Here is a 15,249-nt window from a genome sequence, read left to right on the forward strand (position 1 = left end):
CACAGCCGCACACTCCGATCACCGGAGAGAACCGCCAGCCACCCACCGTCCGGCGCGATCACCACCTGACGGACCGTCCCCACGTGACCCGTCAGAGCGGCCCGCTCGGCACCGTCGGCCTCCCACAGCCGCACACTCCGATCACCGGAGAGAACCGCCAGCCACCCACCGTCCGGCGCGATCACCACCTGACGGACCGTCCCCACGTGACCCGTCAGGACGGCCCGTTGCCTGCCGTCGGCCTCCCACAGCCGCACCGGGCCGGTGGACGCCCAGGTCGCCAGCCACGAGCCGTCGGGAGAGATCCGCATGCCCGATCCCGTCCCGGTGTGTCCCGTCAGGACGGCCCGTTCGGCGCCGTCGACTCCCCACAGGCGCACGCTCCCGTCTCCGGAGAGGGTCGCCAGCCACGAACCGTCGGGTGAGACGGCCATCTCGGAGACCTTGCCGATCGGCCTGTTCCGGCCGGAGACCTTCTCGTCCTCCTGGCTCCAGCCGCGCATCCTCAGGACGTCTTCCAGGCGTCGCGGCTTGGTTCTCACCCTGACCCGGCTCCTGAGGACCAGCCGTCTCTTCCCGCCGGGGCTCCAGAGAGCGACCCTTCCCGCCGCGGAGCGGGTCGCCAGCCACGAACCGTCCGGCGCGGCCACCAGCCCGGCGAGCTTTCCCGTCCCGCTTCGCAGAGCGGCGCGCCTGCTCCCGTCGGGATTCCAGAGGCGGCCCTTCCCCCTCGCGGAGAGGGTCGCCAGCCACGAACCGTCGGACGCCGCCACCACCGCGACGAGCTTTCCCGTCCCGGTGCGCAGGACGGCCCTCTCGGTGCCGCCGATCCCCCATATCTGCACCTTCCTGCTCCCGGAGCGGGTCACCAGCCACGAACCGTCCGGCGCGACGACGACCTCGTGCACCGGCCTGCCGTGGGTGGCCAGCGTCGTCCGGGTGGTGCCGTCGACCTTCCAGATCTGCGCGCCGCCGTCGCGGGCGTGCACGACGAACCGCGACCCGTCCGGTGTGATCGACACCTCGTTGAGCCGTCTCGTCGCCGAGGTCAGGGTCCGCAGGAGGCAGGTGGCGCCGTCGTCGGGCAGCGGCCAGCGGGCTCTCAGGAAGGTGGTCTTGTTCTCCTGGCTGTAGCGCTCGACCGAGGCCCGCATCGGCGGGAACGCGTAGAGGCGGGCCAGCAGGTTCGCCGTGGAGACGGCGTCCGACTCGAAGGGGGTCAGCAGGTGGGCGCTGCGGTCGATCAACCGGCGGACCCCGGCGACGGAACGGGAGGTCGACAGCGCCAGGTCAGCCTCCGCCGCGGCCACCCCGAACGCGCGTACCCGGGCCACGAACCACCGCACGTCGTGCAGGAGCGACTCCAGCTCCCGGTATCTCCTCGCCTCGGAGAGGTGGAACAGCAGGTGGTTCCAGAGGTAGGGCACGGTCCGGGGCAGCCTCCACCATTCGGCGTCCGCCGTGAGGTCGTCGTCGGGTATCAGGTTCCTGGCCTCGTCGAGGAGGTCGCGGTTGGCGGCCTCGGCGCGCTCCTTTCCCAGGCCGCCCTCCGAGCGGACGGCGGAACGGACGACGTCGTGGATCGTGATCGACGGCGTCGTCCCCCTCGCGTGACGCATGCTGACCAGCGAGAGGTCCTGGAGCCTTCCGCAGAGCCGTTCGGCCTGCTTGGACGTGAGCCCCGCGGTGCCCCGCCAGAGAAGCTCGACGACGGTGACCGGTATCTCGACGTCCTCGGGGAAGACGCCCAGTTCCAGGAAACGGGCCCGGTCGAACGCGCCGAGGGCCTCCAGGCCGTGCTCGACGGTGGCGAGCACGGCGGTCTCCCTTTGGGAGGCGACGGTGACGTCCAGGACGGCGGGTACGGTCCGGCCGAGCCGCTCGGCCGCCCGGCGCGCGGCGACGTCGGCGTTCGTCCCCGTGCCGTGCTCGTCGCGCAGCCGCGCGTTGACGAGGGACAGCAGCAGCGGCCATCTCCCGGTCAGGCCGACCAGGTCGCTGACGACCCCGGGGTTCATCGGCGGCAGCCCCCGGCTCAGCACCTGGACGGCCACCCGCGGCGCCATCTCGTCGACGATCATCGCGATCGCCTTCGGGGGCAGTGCCCGGGGCAACCGGGTCGTCACCAGCACCCGGGACCGCACGGCCGCGGCCAGGAAGGGGCGCAGTTGCCTGAGGCTCCACACGTCGTCGACCACCAGCAGCACGCGGCCCCGCTCCGCCAGGGCCTCGGCCATCCGGTGACCGGCCTGCTCGGGGCTGGAGAACTCCGGCCGGACGCCCAGCACGGCCTCCGTGACGTCGTTGGCGAGCGCCGCGATGTCGGCACCGGCGCGGTCACGGCCCACGGTGACCCATATGACGCCGCCGCCGAACCGTTTCCGCACCTCGTCGCTGTGACATGCCTCCACGGCCAGAGAGGTCTTGCCGAACCCGCCCGCCCCGGCGAGACCGGTGGTCAGCCCGACCGTGCCCGAACCCCTCATCGTCAGGGTGGAGACCACGTCGTCCAGCTCGGTTCTCCTGACCCAGCCCGGCTGCCTGTCCGGCACCAGGAAGAGCTCGCCGCGCGTGCGCGACTCCCTCAGTTTCGGCGTCAGCCACGTCAGCAGGACGACAAGGGAGGCGGTTAATCCGAAAATCGCGACCCATTCGATCCGGTGCTCGGCGACCGTGTCCGGAAGATATTCTTCGACCTTTCGCACCGGAAGTCCGACCAGGATTCCCAAAACCACCAGAATCGCCGTGGCGACATCGGTGATTCTTTTTGTGCGACGAGCCACCGCCCACCCCTACAGTGCCGACCCCTGCCCCGACGGGCGCCGGGAACCCTGGAGGCACGATATCTGTTCCCCATTGACGTTGAGTTGAATCACCGAGGTTTCAGCAATTAAAGCGCATACGAAAAGCCGTGTTGCACACTTTGAGCTGCTATGTCCACGACGTCGCGCCTGCCATTCCGGCTCCCATTCAAGGGAGATCCTTTTCCGTGACACCGCGATACACCGCGATCGCCCTTGGTGACCTCTTTCGAATCACTCGAGGAGAGGACCGCCAGGAAAGGTGCCGGAACGACGAAACCGCCCCCGCGCTCACCGGGCCGGGACGGCGCGGGACGCCGCCGGGCCGCGGAGGGCGCGGGAACGGTTCGGGTCCGACGGGTCAGACCTCTGCTATCAGACCTGGCCGGACCTGTCAGACCCGGTTGAACCTGGTTGGATTTTGTTGAACCTGACGGATCCGGCCATGTCCAGCCAGGCCGGATCGCGAGGTCGCGGGTCGCGGGTCGCAAGTTGCGAGCTGCGAGCTGCGAGCTGCGAGTCGCGGATCAGCGCTGCAGGTCGACGCAGGAGTAGAAGGCGTTGGCGGTGTCGGCGATGTTCCAGACGGCGAGGACCTTCAGGCGGCCGGTCCTGCCACCCAGGTTCACGTTGTGCGAGACGGTGGCGCCGGGCTGCCTGCCGCCGTCGTTGAACACCGCGATCCGGGTGTTGCCGATGAAGTACTCCCACGTGCTGGTGGCGTGACGGGCGGTCAGCACCCAGTTGAAGGTGACCGAGTTGCCCACGCTCGTCGCCGGCCAGCCCTTGCTCTCGTTGCTGAGCTGCGAGAACCGGGCGACGTTGCCGTGGCAGTTCTTCAGGCCCTTGGGACCTTCCACGCTCTGGGGCTCGTAGATGATGTCGCCGCAGCCGGTGACCCGGCCCTGGGCGCACATGGCCTGACGGCTCGGCGGCGACGAGATGTAGCCGTGCGCGTTGGCCGGTGACGCGATGAACACGGTCGAAGCGACGGCGATGATCGCCATCGCGAGGAAGGTGACCGTTCTGCGCATGTCCTGCTCCTTCGCTGGGGGGTGACTCGAATATAAAAGAAAGTTTCCTAACAGTAAATATTCGAGTCATGAAATATTCGGGAGCAGGTCAGGCATGACGGCCCCTTCGGCCGGGCTCCGGGAGCGACGGTTCCCACGGTCGGCCGCCTGGTCGCTCTTTTCGGGGATGGCGGCCTTGATGTGGCATCGGCGCAGGTGGACGCGGTCGCGGCGAGAGGAGTGGGCCTTGTCGGCGGCCACCGCGGCAGTACGGGCGCACGGGCGGCAGGCGGGTGTGCTCGCGCGGCGGGGAAAGTCCCCCCGGCCGTTTTACGAATCTGGAACCGATCACCGTCGGGACCCGGCGGACGTCTCTCGAGGGATCGCCCCCTACGGAACTCTCGCGACCATGCCGAAAACGCCGGGCCCCGCGAGGTCGGGGACGGGCTCGAAGTCGTTCTCAGGACGCCAGCCCTGGACGGGGACGATGCCCGGAGCCAGGAGTTCCAAGCCCTCCAGCCACGCGGCCATGTCCGCGCGGGTGCGGCCGACCGCGGCTCCCTGACGGGTGTGGCCGTACAGCTCGTGGCCCTTCTTCGCCAGGTCTCCGGTCAGCTCGCCGGGATGGCCGTGGGAAATGACCACGTGGCTGCCGGACACCAGGGGGCGACGGAGCTCGGCGACGATGCGGGCCACCTCCTTGTCATCGGGGATGAAGTGCAGGACGGCCAGCAGCAACACCCCTACCGGCTGGGTGAAGTCCAGGAAGTCCTGGACCGTGGGGTGCTGGAGGAGGGCGGCCGGGTCGCGGATGTCGGCCGGGACGACCCTCGTGCCGGGGTTGTCGGCGAGCAGCGCGCGGGCGTGGACGAGCACCACGGGATCGTTGTCGACGTAGACCACCCGTGAGTTCGGCGCCGCGCGCTGGGCCACCTGATGAACGTTCTCCTGCGTCGGCAACCCGGCGCCGATGTCGAGGAACTGGCGGACGCCCGCGTCGACGAGGACGCGCACGGCCTGGCCCAGGAAAGCGCGGTTGGCCCTGGCGTTCTCACGCGCGTTCGGCACGGACCGGAGCACCACCTCGGCGGCCTCGCGATCCGCGGCGAAGTGGTCCTTGCCGCCCAGCAAGTAGTCGTATATGCGCGCCGCGCTCGGCACGCTCAAGTCCACGCCCGTTATGTCCATGGGCGAAAGGTTAGTGAATCAAGCTCCTTCGCCGACGATTTTCACGCAAGGGCCGGACATTGCCCCTCGGCCGCCCGGGTGAGGTCTGCGCGCTCGCCGGGAGTCAACCCGGATCACCGCGATCGACCTGGATCACCGCGGTCGCCCCGGATCACCGCGGTCGCCCCGGATCACCGCGGTCGCCCCGGAGAAGACCGATCGGCGGGCCGGCCTGGCAGGCCACGAGACCGGCCTTTGTCTCCGAGGCTCGATCATGTGGCTGAGGCTCCTCACCCCAACCTCATGATCGAGCCTCTGAACAGGCTCTAGACCGCTTCCTCGCGGACACGCAGGGCGGCCTCGACCATGTTCCTGAGGCTGGCCTCCGTCTCCGGATAGCCGCGGGTCTTCAGGCCGCAGTCGGGGTTGACCCAGAGCAGGGCCGGATCCACCGAGGCCGCGGCCGTACGCAGGGCGGCCTCGATCTCCCCGACCGAGGGCACCCTGGGCGAGTGGATGTCCCACACGCCGGGCCCGATGCCGCGCGCGTAGCCGAAGGCGCGCAGGTCGTCCAGGAGTTCCATCCGGGAGCGGGCCGCCTCGACGCTGGTCACGTCGGCGTCCAGGTCGCCGATCGCGCCGATGATCTCCCCGAACTCCGAATAGCACATGTGGGTGTGGATCTGCGTGCTGTCGGCCACCCCGCTGGTGGCCAGCCGGAACGCGGCGACCGCCCACTCCAGGTAGACCTCGCGGTCGGCCCGCCGCAGCGGCAGCAGCTCGCGCAGCGCGGGCTCGTCGACCTGGATGATCCTGATGCCCGCCGCCTCGAGATCGCGGGTCTCGTCGCGCAGCGCCAGCGCCACCTGCCTGGCGGTCTCGCCCAGCGGCTGGTCGTCGCGGACGAACGACCAGGCCAGCATGGTCACCGGGCCGGTGAGCATGCCCTTGACCGGCTTCTTCGTCCGCGACTGCGCGTAGGAGGCCCAGCGCACCGTCATCGGCTCGGGACGGGAGACGTCGCCGAACAGGATCGGCGGGCGGACGTAGCGGCTGCCGTACGACTGCACCCAGCCGTGCTCGGTGGCGGCGTAGCCCTCCAGCATCTCGGCGAAGTACTGGACCATGTCGTTGCGTTCTGGCTCGCCGTGCACCAGCACGTCCAGGCCGATGTCCTCCTGCAGCGCGATGACGCGGTCGATCTCGGCCTCCATCCTGCGCTCGTACCCGGCCCTGTCGATGTCGCCCGAGCGCATGGCGGCGCGGGCCTGGCGCACCTCGCCGGTCTGCGGGAAGGAGCCGATGGTGGTGGTGGCCAGCGGCGGCAGGCCCAGGTCGGCGTTCTGCACGGCGAGCCGCTCGGCGTGCGGGGCGCGCGGGCTGCCCTCGCCCAGGGCGTCCAGCCTGGCTCGCACCCGGGGGTTGAGGAACCGCTCGACGTCCCTCTCCCCCGTGACGACCTCCTCGCCGTTCAGCGCCCGGCCGATCCGTACGACCTCGTCGACCTTCTGCCGGGCGAAGGCCAGCCGCTCGCGCAGCCGCGGGTCCAGCGAGGTCTCGGCGTCCAGGTCGAGCGGGACGTGCAGCAGCGAGCAGGAGGTGCTCACCACCAGCCGGTCGCTCAGGCCGAGCAGCGCGGCGCAGGTCGCCAGCGCCTTCGCGATGTCGGTACGCCAGACGTTGCGGCCGTCGACGACCCCGGCGACAAGGGTCTTGCCGGGCAGCCCACCGGCTGCGGCCAGCGCCTCCAGGTTGCCGGGCGCCGAGACGAAGTCCAGGCCGACGGCCTCGACCCGGCTGCGGGCCAGAATCTCCAGCGCGGGCCCGATCTCACCGAAGTAGGTGGCCACCAGCAGCCGGGGGCGGCTGCTGAGCTCCCCCAGCCGCGCGTAGGCCCGGCGCAGCGCGGCCAGTTCCTCGTCCGTACGGTCGGCGGCCAGCACCGGCTCGTCCAGCTGCACCTCGGCCACCCCCGCCGCGGCCATCCGTTCCAGCAGCTCGGCGTAGGTCTCCAGCAGGCCGTCCAGCAGCCGCAGCGGCGCGAAGCCGGGCTCGGTGGATTTGGCCAGCAGCAGGAACGACAGCGGCCCGACCAGCACCGGCCGGGTCTCGACACCCAGCCGCCGCGCCTCGGCGTACTCGGCCAGCGGCTTGCTCCAGTCGAGCCGGAACCGGGTCTCGGGGCCCATTTCCGGAACCAGGTAGTGGTAGTTGGTGTCGAACCACTTGGTCATCTCCAGCGGCGCGACCCCCTCGGCACCGCGGGCCATCGCGAAGTACGGATCGGCCGCCCCGGAAAACCGCTCGGGTACCGCTCCCATCATGACGGTGGTGTCCAGCACGTGGTCATACAGCGAGAAGGTGTTGGACGGCACCGCATCCAGCCCCGCCTCCAACAGCTCCCGCCACACCCCCTGCCGCACCCCGGCGGCCCTCTCCTGCAAGCCGGCCGCGTCGATGCGCCCGGCCCAGTAATCCTCCGTCGCCCGCTTCACCTCGCGACGGCCCCCGATACGGGGATAACCCAAAACGGTCGTGGTGACCTTGCTCATGGCGTCCTTCCCTCGGCTCATGCCATGCCGACCCACGGCCACGCGGAAGGAACACCCAGGAAAGACCCATCCCAGGCCCTCCCACGAGGCCACGGATCACCGCACACCGGACGGCGCACGGGCGGCTGGCAGGTCTTCGGACTCGCGGGCATCACACTCAACTCCTACTGACCGTCGCTTCCCAGATGACACGCACCCAGTGCCGATGACGGCGTTCGTTCCCACTCACCGCTGCGGGGCAGCCCCGGAATCACACCGGGTTCCCTCTTACGACTCCCGACACCAACACGACACCGGGAGAACCAACCGCGCCACGAGCATATGCCAGACACGACCCCCTCCAGCAGACCAGCCACGCACCAAGGAACCCGGCCGACGGCAGACCAGCAGTGGAGGCAGCGCTCACTGGTTCACCGTCGCGCGACCTCAACACTCCATCGATCTCGCTGACGAGTGCCGTTCCTGCGCAGTCAGGTCTTTTCCATATTCCTGCCGATGGCACCTGCCTTTTCCCGAAACGGCGTGGGAACTCCGCAGAGAGAAAGGAGTCCTTTGGTACCTCCCGAACTGGTACCGCACGCCGCGCTTGTACGGGAGTGGTCCAAGCGCAAGATCGCCGAGTCGCCTCGGTGGTCACCGTCTACGATCCGCAGTGGACTCCGCCCGAACTGTCGAAGATACCTGTCGTGGTCTTTCGGTTCGAGGACGTCCGCCTCGTCGAGTGGTACGAGGACCAGGAGGGCCGTGACCGCGTGACCGCCTCCCCTGATGCTCCACCAGGGCAGGTCGGGCAGTTCGACTGGGAGGGCACCGACAAGTTCACACTGGACACCTTCATGCTGCGCCTGGTCTTTCACGCGCCGCGAGCAGCGGTGACTGTGTGCAGGAAGCAGAACGAGTTCCCGTCACGGCTTCCCTACGCTGAAGACCATCACGCCTATGTCCTGTGGCGTTGCTGACTGGCCTCGGCGTTTCCGACCTGCAACGGGCACGTCCTCGACATCTCCGCTCAAAGCACGTTAGCAGCTTGGATCGTGCTCTCCCAGTCGATTCAACCTGAACCTATGAGTATGGCCAGTCAACCTGAAACGACCGCGGACTGCGGTGAACTGCGACCCGAGCTGGCTCATCACTTACGCATACGTGAACTGCTTGTCACCACCAGAGTCGATCTTCCTCGCAAAGTATCTATGCCAGTAGGTGCCGCAACATACGCCCCGAGCACGACTCGGGGCGTATCCATTTTCAGGGCCAAGCGACCTCTGCGTTGACGTTGCGCGGAAGGGGAAACAGGGAGTACTCTCAAGTATTCATAGGATCATTCCATGAATTTTCTCATAAAATAATCACTATTGCCGAGCCGCATATTGACACCATCAAGTTCCTCGCCAACGGCAAATACCTGATCGCCGATCTGACCTACGCGGGCGACGGCTACGCCATGTTCATCGCCCGGGCGGACGTCGTCGGATAATACGAGAAATCCCTCATCTCATGACACATCGAAAGCTGACGAACGGACGAGCCCCATGGACTCGCCCGTTTCATCAATAGGTGATGATGCACTGACTGGAAGTGGGAAGAGGCGGCAAGGTAGTCGTCATAGGCATGCGGATCTCGAACCCGAAGTTCGCGTACTTGTTCGGCAGGATGGCGCCATTCCACGACGACGGTCTCCACACGTTCGTCGAGAACCTCTTCACGTTCCAGAACTGGTGAACGACCGCGCCCGCCGAGAAGGGGAAGTCGATGACCGCCTCCCAGGTGGTCGACGGTGTCGTGCCGGTGTTGGTCAGCTGCGCATCGACCTGCCACCTGTACTGCCCGCCGACGGTCCCCCAGTAGTTGGCTTGGAACGTCAGCGTGCAGGTGGTGGCGGCGTCGGCGGGTGTGACGACGGTGAACGCGCCGAACAAGGCGGCCACCAGCCACATGGTCAGGCGCCGTCGCCGACGGACGCGCCGTTCTGTCATGGGCCCCTCCTGTCTGGAAGTTCGCGCGATGAAAGACGCGCGCATAGGCGATGATCGAACGATACGATCGGCGTCGAATGCCGTCAACGGCACTGAAAGTTTCAGCTATTCAATGAGGTGATCTCAGCGGAATAGTTCCGACAGCTGGGATTTCCGAGGCGTGAATGGTGGAATTCCGGGCTTATCGGGAGAGGTAGTCGACGGCCGGAAATGGGTGTGGAGCCTCCAATAGAAGAGGTCTCACCACAAGAACCCTGCGCGGCCGGAAGGCTCCGCGTGATTCCCCATCGTGCCACGCTCGACGTCTCCCGTGAGCTCATTCGGCATCTCGCGCGACTGCTGCGGGCCGAACCCCGCCTGCGCGGAACCCCTAAAGGCAGCCGGGCATTGACACCGTGCTGGCACGCGGTACTCATACTCCGCTGGCTTCGAGGCGAGACCGACATCCCCAAACTCGGCCGCGACCACAAGACCTCCCGTGCCACCGCCTACCGTTACATCGACGAAGGAAACGAGATCCTCGCAGATCAGGTCCTTGATCTGCACGAAGCCCTCGAACGGGCCCAGGCTGAGGGTCACGCCTATCCGACCCTCGACGGCACCCTGCTGCCGATGGATCGGTGCGCCGAGCAGACCACCAGCGTCAAAGGCGAGCAGATCGACCGGTAGTACTCCGGCAAAGCCCACCACCACGCCGGCAACGTCCAAGCCCTATCCGCCCCGGACAGGTTGCCGCTGTGGGTCTCCGATGTCGAACCCGGCTCCATTCACGACCTGGCTGCGGCCCGTGTTCACGTGCTGGGCGCCCTATACGCCGCAGCCGCACGCGGACCCCCACTCTCGCCGACGGCGGCTATGAAGGCACCGGAATCGGCGTACTGACCCTTATCAAACAACCCGCGGACGGGTCTGTCCTCAGCCCCGACAATCGCGCCTACAACCGACTTCTACGCGGCCTGCGCTGCCTCGGTGAACGAGGATTCGCCCTGCTCAAAGGCCGCTGGCGCACACTCCAGAGCACCAACGCCAGCCCCAGCAAAATCGGCGACATCACCCGCGCCGCCCTCGTCCTCACCCATTTCGAGCACAATCATCCAGCCGAAATTCACTGAGATCATCTCAATACCCGCAATAAATACTCGGCAGTTAACGGAAAAATTACTGAACGCTTTTCATCCTGAGTAGCGGCCCTCTTCGATGAGCTGCAGGACGAGGATGGCCTGCACGATCGGGGTGGTGCGGTGCGGACAGCAGCGCAGCTGGGCCAGAGCCTTCCAGGTCTTCAAGGTGGCAACGGCCCGTTCGCCGCGGGCGCGGATGCGGGCGTGAGCGCGGTTGACCGATCGCTGGTAACGCGACAGCGGCGGTCGGAGCCGGTGGCGCTTGAACGGCGTGCGGATCGTGCCGCCTGCGCCCTGGTACCCCTTGTCGGCGAAGGTCTTCACCTTCGCGGTGGTCAGGACGTCGATCAGGCCAGTAGTGCGTGCCGCGGTCAGATCGTGGGTCGCGCCCGGCAGGGCGGGCGAGGCCCACACCAGCCGGCCCGCCGGGTCGGCCAAGACCTGGACGTTTATACCGTGGCGTTTATGTTTTCCGGAGTAGTAGGGCCGCTCGTCGGCCAGCCGATCGATCGGGATCAGGGTGCCGTCGAGGATGGCGTAGGCCAGCCGGTAGGTGCGTAAGACGGCGGCGGTGACGTCATCGGCGAGCGTGGCAAGCAGATCAACCGCCTCGCGGACGTAGCACCAGGCGGTGCTGGTGCCGATGGAGAACCCCGCGGCCAGACGCGCGTAAGTGTCGCCATTGCGCAGGTGGGCCAGCACCAGCAGGGCTTGCCGGGCCGCATCCAGGCGCCGCCACCGGCAGCGCCGTTCGGCCCGCCAGATGCGAATCAGCTCGGCCAGGCGGATCAGGGTGTGATTGGACAGCGGTATCGCGGCAGGGTAGGACAGCAACGAGGTTCTCCCGTAGAGGCATCGGATCTTGGTCGACTGCTGTCTTACCGAGAGCCTCTTCTCATGCCAACCCGTCCCCGTGCGTGCCCGCGATGAGCTGCGCGATCGTCCAGGCTGTCCTCGTCCTCCAAACGATCGAAGATGGCCGTTACTGACCCGCGATCATGCTGTGACCAGCAGACTGGGGTTTCGGCGACGAAAGTCGCCCAGCACTACGCCAGGCTGCGGGACATGACCGCCAACAAGGTTCCGGATAACGCGGTGCTCGCCGTTCAGCACGACATGGACGCGACCGGTGTCGCTGGACGACTCGGCTTCGACACCCCAGAGTGGGACGACCTCGGCTACCTGCGCGTCGAGTACAAGGGTCAATACTCCAGCCTTGGGCTGCGTGATGACGAAGAGCATGAGCCGGTTGTCACCCTCGTTCTGATTGCTGATCTGGCCCAGGAAGTGATCGCCGAGCAGGACGGGAAGATCTGGCCGACCTGTCCAGCGCACTTTTTCGGGTTGCATCCGAAGCAGGCGGGCGGGGCGGCGCTTTGGATATGCAAGGGCGGAGGCGGTCACGCGGTGGCTGCGATCGGAGAACTGGAGTGACGGGGCCTGACACCAGGACCAGCGACGTTCACTGAGCCACTTCGTCCCGCGTGCCGGGCGTCCCGAGCACAGTCACATGGGGACAGCTCAGACTGAGCGGGTCGCCGGTGGCCGACCTAGCAGTGCTCCTCGCCAGGCCCCCGATGAGCTGCGGCGTCAGGATGAAAAAGGCTCCTTCAACTAAGTCTGTCCCTAGACTGAACCCTATACGTTGAAACAAAATAACTGTCATGCCAGTCAGGTAGGAGCCGTAATCATCGAGGTAAGGGTATGACTCGTCGCAAAAAACATGCTGCGGATGTGACCACATGGATGCTGGTAATATTCACCATCATTGTCGGGTTACCAGTTAACGTAGTTAGCGACTACCTACCTTCGTCGGTTACCGATTTCCGTGCGGCGTGGATAGCCGGGCTAATAGCGATTACCGGGTTAGTCGCAGGCTTGACTTGGCTGGCTCCCCGGCTAGCTGAAAGGCGTGTGCGGGGGACTTTGTTCCAGGTACAGCCTATGGCAGAAGGATGGGTACCTCGCGGTGAGCTAGATACTGTGGTGAGGGCCTTAACAGGTACGAGTAGCAGAACAGTGGGGGTGACAACCGCACTGTGGGGCGCCGGCGGGTTTGGGAAGACGTCGCTAGCGACAGCGGTCTGTCACGACCGCCGAGTGCGTCGGTATTTTTCTGGCGGCATCGTTTGGGCCACAATCGGTCAAGATCGGGCTAGCGCCGAAAGCGCAGAGCTGATCCGTAGTATCTGCGAGACGTTATCAGGATTAGCTCCACAGATGACAAATATAGAACAGTTGTCGCATCATCTCGCCGACTTGATGACCGAACGGGGACGGATGCTACTAGTCGTCGATGACGTATGGACTAGTGCACAGTTGGAGCCGTTCTTAAAGGTGGCACAACGATCACAACTGCTGGTTACAACCCGTCGGCCCCGAGCATTGCCGAGCGATGTGGCTAAGGTCGAAGTGGATGCAATGATACCTGCGGTGGCGGCGCGTCTGCTGAAGCGAGGGCTACTAGGTGTCCATGCCGACCTGCAACGACAATTGTTGAAAATGACGGGAGGATGGCCGTTGTTGTTGGCACTGGTAAATGCCCGACTAGTAGAGGACGTTAGTCGGGGTGCAGAGGTGAACGCGGCCGCCAAGCAGGCTGTTAATCGGCTGCGTCAGGAAGGGCCAGCAGCACTAGACATTACTGACAGCGGCCAGCGAGAGACCGCCGTCAAAGCGACGATTGACTACAGCTTGGAGGCATTGGCTACGGATAAACGAGGGCGATTCCTAGAGCTGGGAATTTTCGCGGAGGATACAGATGTCCCGCTTGACATGGTGACGATGTTATGGCGCGAAAGAGCAAAATTTACCTTTGAGCAATCCCAGGCCCTATGTGAAGAACTTGCCGGACTATCATTGATGTCGATGCGGTGGATAGATGGCCAACGTCAAGTGGTGTCATTGCATGACGTTGTGCGCTCATTTGCTCGATCTGATTACAGTACAGGCGTACGACGTCAAGTCGAGGCGGATCGATCACTAATTAAGCAAGCACGCTATCTAGTTTCATACATTGGCGAAAATGGCGACAACTCGGCTTGGTGGCAGCTACCGAAAGAGCATTTCCTGTGGGATCATCTTGTTTACCATCTAGTGGGAGGAGAGCATCAATCGGAGGCAGATCGCCTCGTAACAGATATTCGTTGGATCATGGCCCGACTCGACCTATCAGGACCGTTGGCCGTGGAGGCAGATCTGGCTTGGTCAAGCGCCTCACAAGTAGCAGAGATTCGCCGTTTGATCGCTCGCATCGGACACTTATTAGGAGAAACCGAATCGAAAGAGCTGAGCAAATGGAATCGCCTTGCATATCTTAGCATTCTGCCATGCTTGCGGAACCAGATTGAGCTTATCTATGGGCGCGATAACCCCCTACTTCTATCAATTCCGGAAAGCCATGATTTGGCTCTAACTTATACCCTGGCCACCCATATTGGTTTAGTAAGTGCGGTAGCTATTTCTTCGGACGGTACATGGCTGGCCAGCGCTTCCCACGATGGCACTGTGCGAATTTGGAACACCGACGGCAGTCAGCGACATATCTTGTCAGGCCACACCGATTGGGTAAGCGCGGTAGCGATCGCCCCAGACGGCACCTGGCTGGCCAGCGCCTCCGACGATGGCACCATCCGAATTTGGAACATCGACGGCAGCGAACGCGCCGTCCTATCCGGCCACACCAAATCAGTAAAAACTGTAGCGATCGCCCCAGACGGTACCTGGCTGGCCAGCGCCTCACGCGACCGCACCATCCGAATTTGGAACATCGACGGTAGCCAACGCGCCGTCCTATCCGGCCACACCGGTTCAGTAAGAACTGTAGCGATCGCCCCAGACGGTACCTGGCTGGCCAGCGCCTCACACGATGGCACTGTGCGAATTTGGAACACCGACGGCAGTCAGCGACGTGTCTTGTCGGGCCACACCGATTGGGTAATTGCGGTTGTGATCGCCCCAGACGGCACCTGGCTGGCCAGCGCCTCCGACGATGGCACCATCCGAATTTGGGACACCGCCGGCAGCCAACGCACCGTCCTATCCGGCCATACCAGTTCAGTGTGGGCGGTGGCGATCGCCCCAGACGGTACCTGGCTGGCCAGCGCCTCCACCGACGAAACGGCCCGAATCTGGAATGCTGACGGTAGCCAACGCGCTGTCTTATCCGGCCACACCCAATCAGTGTGGGCGGTGGTGATCGCCCCAGACGGCACCTGGCTGGCCAGCGCCTCCGACGATGGCACCATCCGAATTTGGGACACCGACGGCAGCCAACGCGCCGTCCTATCCAGCCACACCGGTCCAGTGTGGGCGGTGGCGACCGCCCCAGACGGTACGTGGCTGGCCAGCGCCACCGACAATGGCACTGTGCGAGTTTGGGACACCGACGGCAGTCAGCGACGTATTTTGTCGGGCCACACCGATTGGGTAAGCGCGGTGGCGATTGCCCCAGACGGCACGTGGCTGGCCAGCGCCTCCCGCGATGGCACCGCCCGGATTTGGGACACCGACGGCAGTCAGCGACATATTTTGTCGGGCCACACCGATTGGGTAAGCGCGGTGGCGATTGCCCCAGACGGCAGGTGGCTGGCCAGCGCCTCCGACGATGGCACCATCCGGAC

General features: G+C 65.4%; 8 protein-coding genes, 4 pseudogenes and 1 riboswitch. Of the genes and pseudogenes, 5 read left to right on the plus strand and 7 right to left on the minus strand.

The genetic code is table 11. The features are described from left to right. The 5 genes and pseudogenes from AB0G15_RS34890 to metE form a co-directional block, all read right to left on the minus strand. A partial coding sequence (locus AB0G15_RS34890; RefSeq protein ID WP_362848314.1) for an NB-ARC domain-containing protein occupies nucleotides 1–2,552 on the minus strand: 2,552 nt, incomplete at its 3' end. Between the two features lie 776 nt (nucleotides 2,553–3,328). Next, nucleotides 3,329–3,835: a lytic polysaccharide monooxygenase auxiliary activity family 9 protein gene (locus tag AB0G15_RS34895; protein ID WP_362690702.1), complete on the minus strand. Its 507-nt coding sequence runs from the start codon at nucleotides 3,833–3,835 to the stop codon at nucleotides 3,329–3,331. 147 nt (nucleotides 3,836–3,982) lie between these two features. Beyond that, a pseudogene (locus AB0G15_RS34900) lies at nucleotides 3,983–4,087 on the minus strand (IS5/IS1182 family transposase); the annotation flags it as partial. 117 nt (nucleotides 4,088–4,204) lie between these two features. Beyond that, entirely contained in the window at nucleotides 4,205–5,002 is a 798-nt protein-coding gene (locus tag AB0G15_RS34905) for an SAM-dependent methyltransferase (RefSeq protein WP_362848317.1), read from the minus strand. A gap of 305 nt (nucleotides 5,003–5,307) precedes the next feature. Continuing rightward, complete coding sequence (metE, locus tag AB0G15_RS34910) at nucleotides 5,308–7,533, minus strand: 5-methyltetrahydropteroyltriglutamate--homocysteine S-methyltransferase (RefSeq protein WP_362848320.1); 2,226 nt, start codon at nucleotides 7,531–7,533, stop codon at nucleotides 5,308–5,310. 109 nt (nucleotides 7,534–7,642) lie between these two features. Then, nucleotides 7,643–7,835, minus strand: a riboswitch (cobalamin riboswitch). A 327-nt stretch (nucleotides 7,836–8,162) separates the two neighbouring features. Here metE and AB0G15_RS34915 point away from each other — a divergent pair. Further along, nucleotides 8,163–8,492 (plus strand): hypothetical protein, encoded by a 330-nt coding sequence (locus AB0G15_RS34915; RefSeq protein ID WP_362848323.1) that lies wholly within the window; start codon nucleotides 8,163–8,165, stop codon nucleotides 8,490–8,492. A gap of 588 nt (nucleotides 8,493–9,080) precedes the next feature. Here AB0G15_RS34915 and AB0G15_RS34920 read toward each other — a convergent pair. Beyond that, complete coding sequence (locus AB0G15_RS34920) at nucleotides 9,081–9,506, minus strand: cellulose binding domain-containing protein (RefSeq protein WP_362848325.1); 426 nt, start codon at nucleotides 9,504–9,506, stop codon at nucleotides 9,081–9,083. Nucleotides 9,507–9,782: 276 nt separating this feature from the next. Between AB0G15_RS34920 and AB0G15_RS34925 the strand changes: the two are divergent. Beyond that, a pseudogene (locus AB0G15_RS34925) lies at nucleotides 9,783–10,618 on the plus strand (transposase family protein). A 60-nt stretch (nucleotides 10,619–10,678) separates the two neighbouring features. Here the strand turns inward: AB0G15_RS34925 and AB0G15_RS34930 are convergent. Continuing rightward, the gene (locus AB0G15_RS34930) at nucleotides 10,679–11,461 is read right to left on the minus strand and encodes a transposase family protein (RefSeq protein WP_362848328.1); all 783 of its coding nucleotides are present in this window, start codon (nucleotides 11,459–11,461) and stop codon (nucleotides 10,679–10,681) included. 231 nt (nucleotides 11,462–11,692) lie between these two features. Here AB0G15_RS34930 and AB0G15_RS34935 point away from each other — a divergent pair, with 231 nt between their 5' ends. From AB0G15_RS34935 to AB0G15_RS34945, 3 genes and pseudogenes are all read left to right on the plus strand, one after another. Continuing rightward, nucleotides 11,693–12,061, plus strand: a complete 369-nt coding sequence (locus AB0G15_RS34935) for a hypothetical protein (protein ID WP_362848331.1) — start codon at nucleotides 11,693–11,695, stop codon at nucleotides 12,059–12,061. A gap of 510 nt (nucleotides 12,062–12,571) precedes the next feature. Beyond that, nucleotides 12,572–12,991: pseudogene (locus tag AB0G15_RS34940) on the plus strand (NB-ARC domain-containing protein); the annotation flags it as partial. A gap of 69 nt (nucleotides 12,992–13,060) precedes the next feature. Further along, nucleotides 13,061–15,249 (plus strand): annotated as a pseudogene (locus AB0G15_RS34945) (hypothetical protein); the annotation flags it as partial.

This window comes from Streptosporangium sp. NPDC023825 (genome assembly GCF_040639575.1).
Taxonomy (GTDB): Bacteria; Actinomycetota; Actinomycetes; order Streptosporangiales; family Streptosporangiaceae; genus Streptosporangium.

Bases quoted from the DNA above. Each gene is read 5' to 3' on its own strand.
- AB0G15_RS34895 (WP_362690702.1), bottom strand. From the start codon at position 3,835: ATGCGCAGAACGGTCACCTTCCTCGCGATGGCGATCATCGCCGTCGCT.
- AB0G15_RS34905 (WP_362848317.1), bottom strand. From the start codon at position 5,002: ATGGACATAACGGGCGTGGACTTGAGCGTGCCGAGCGCGGCGCGCATA.
- metE (WP_362848320.1), bottom strand. From the start codon at position 7,533: ATGAGCAAGGTCACCACGACCGTTTTGGGTTATCCCCGTATCGGGGGC.
- AB0G15_RS34920 (WP_362848325.1), bottom strand. From the start codon at position 9,506: ATGACAGAACGGCGCGTCCGTCGGCGACGGCGCCTGACCATGTGGCTG.
- AB0G15_RS34935 (WP_362848331.1), top strand. From the start codon at position 11,693: ATGACCGCCAACAAGGTTCCGGATAACGCGGTGCTCGCCGTTCAGCAC.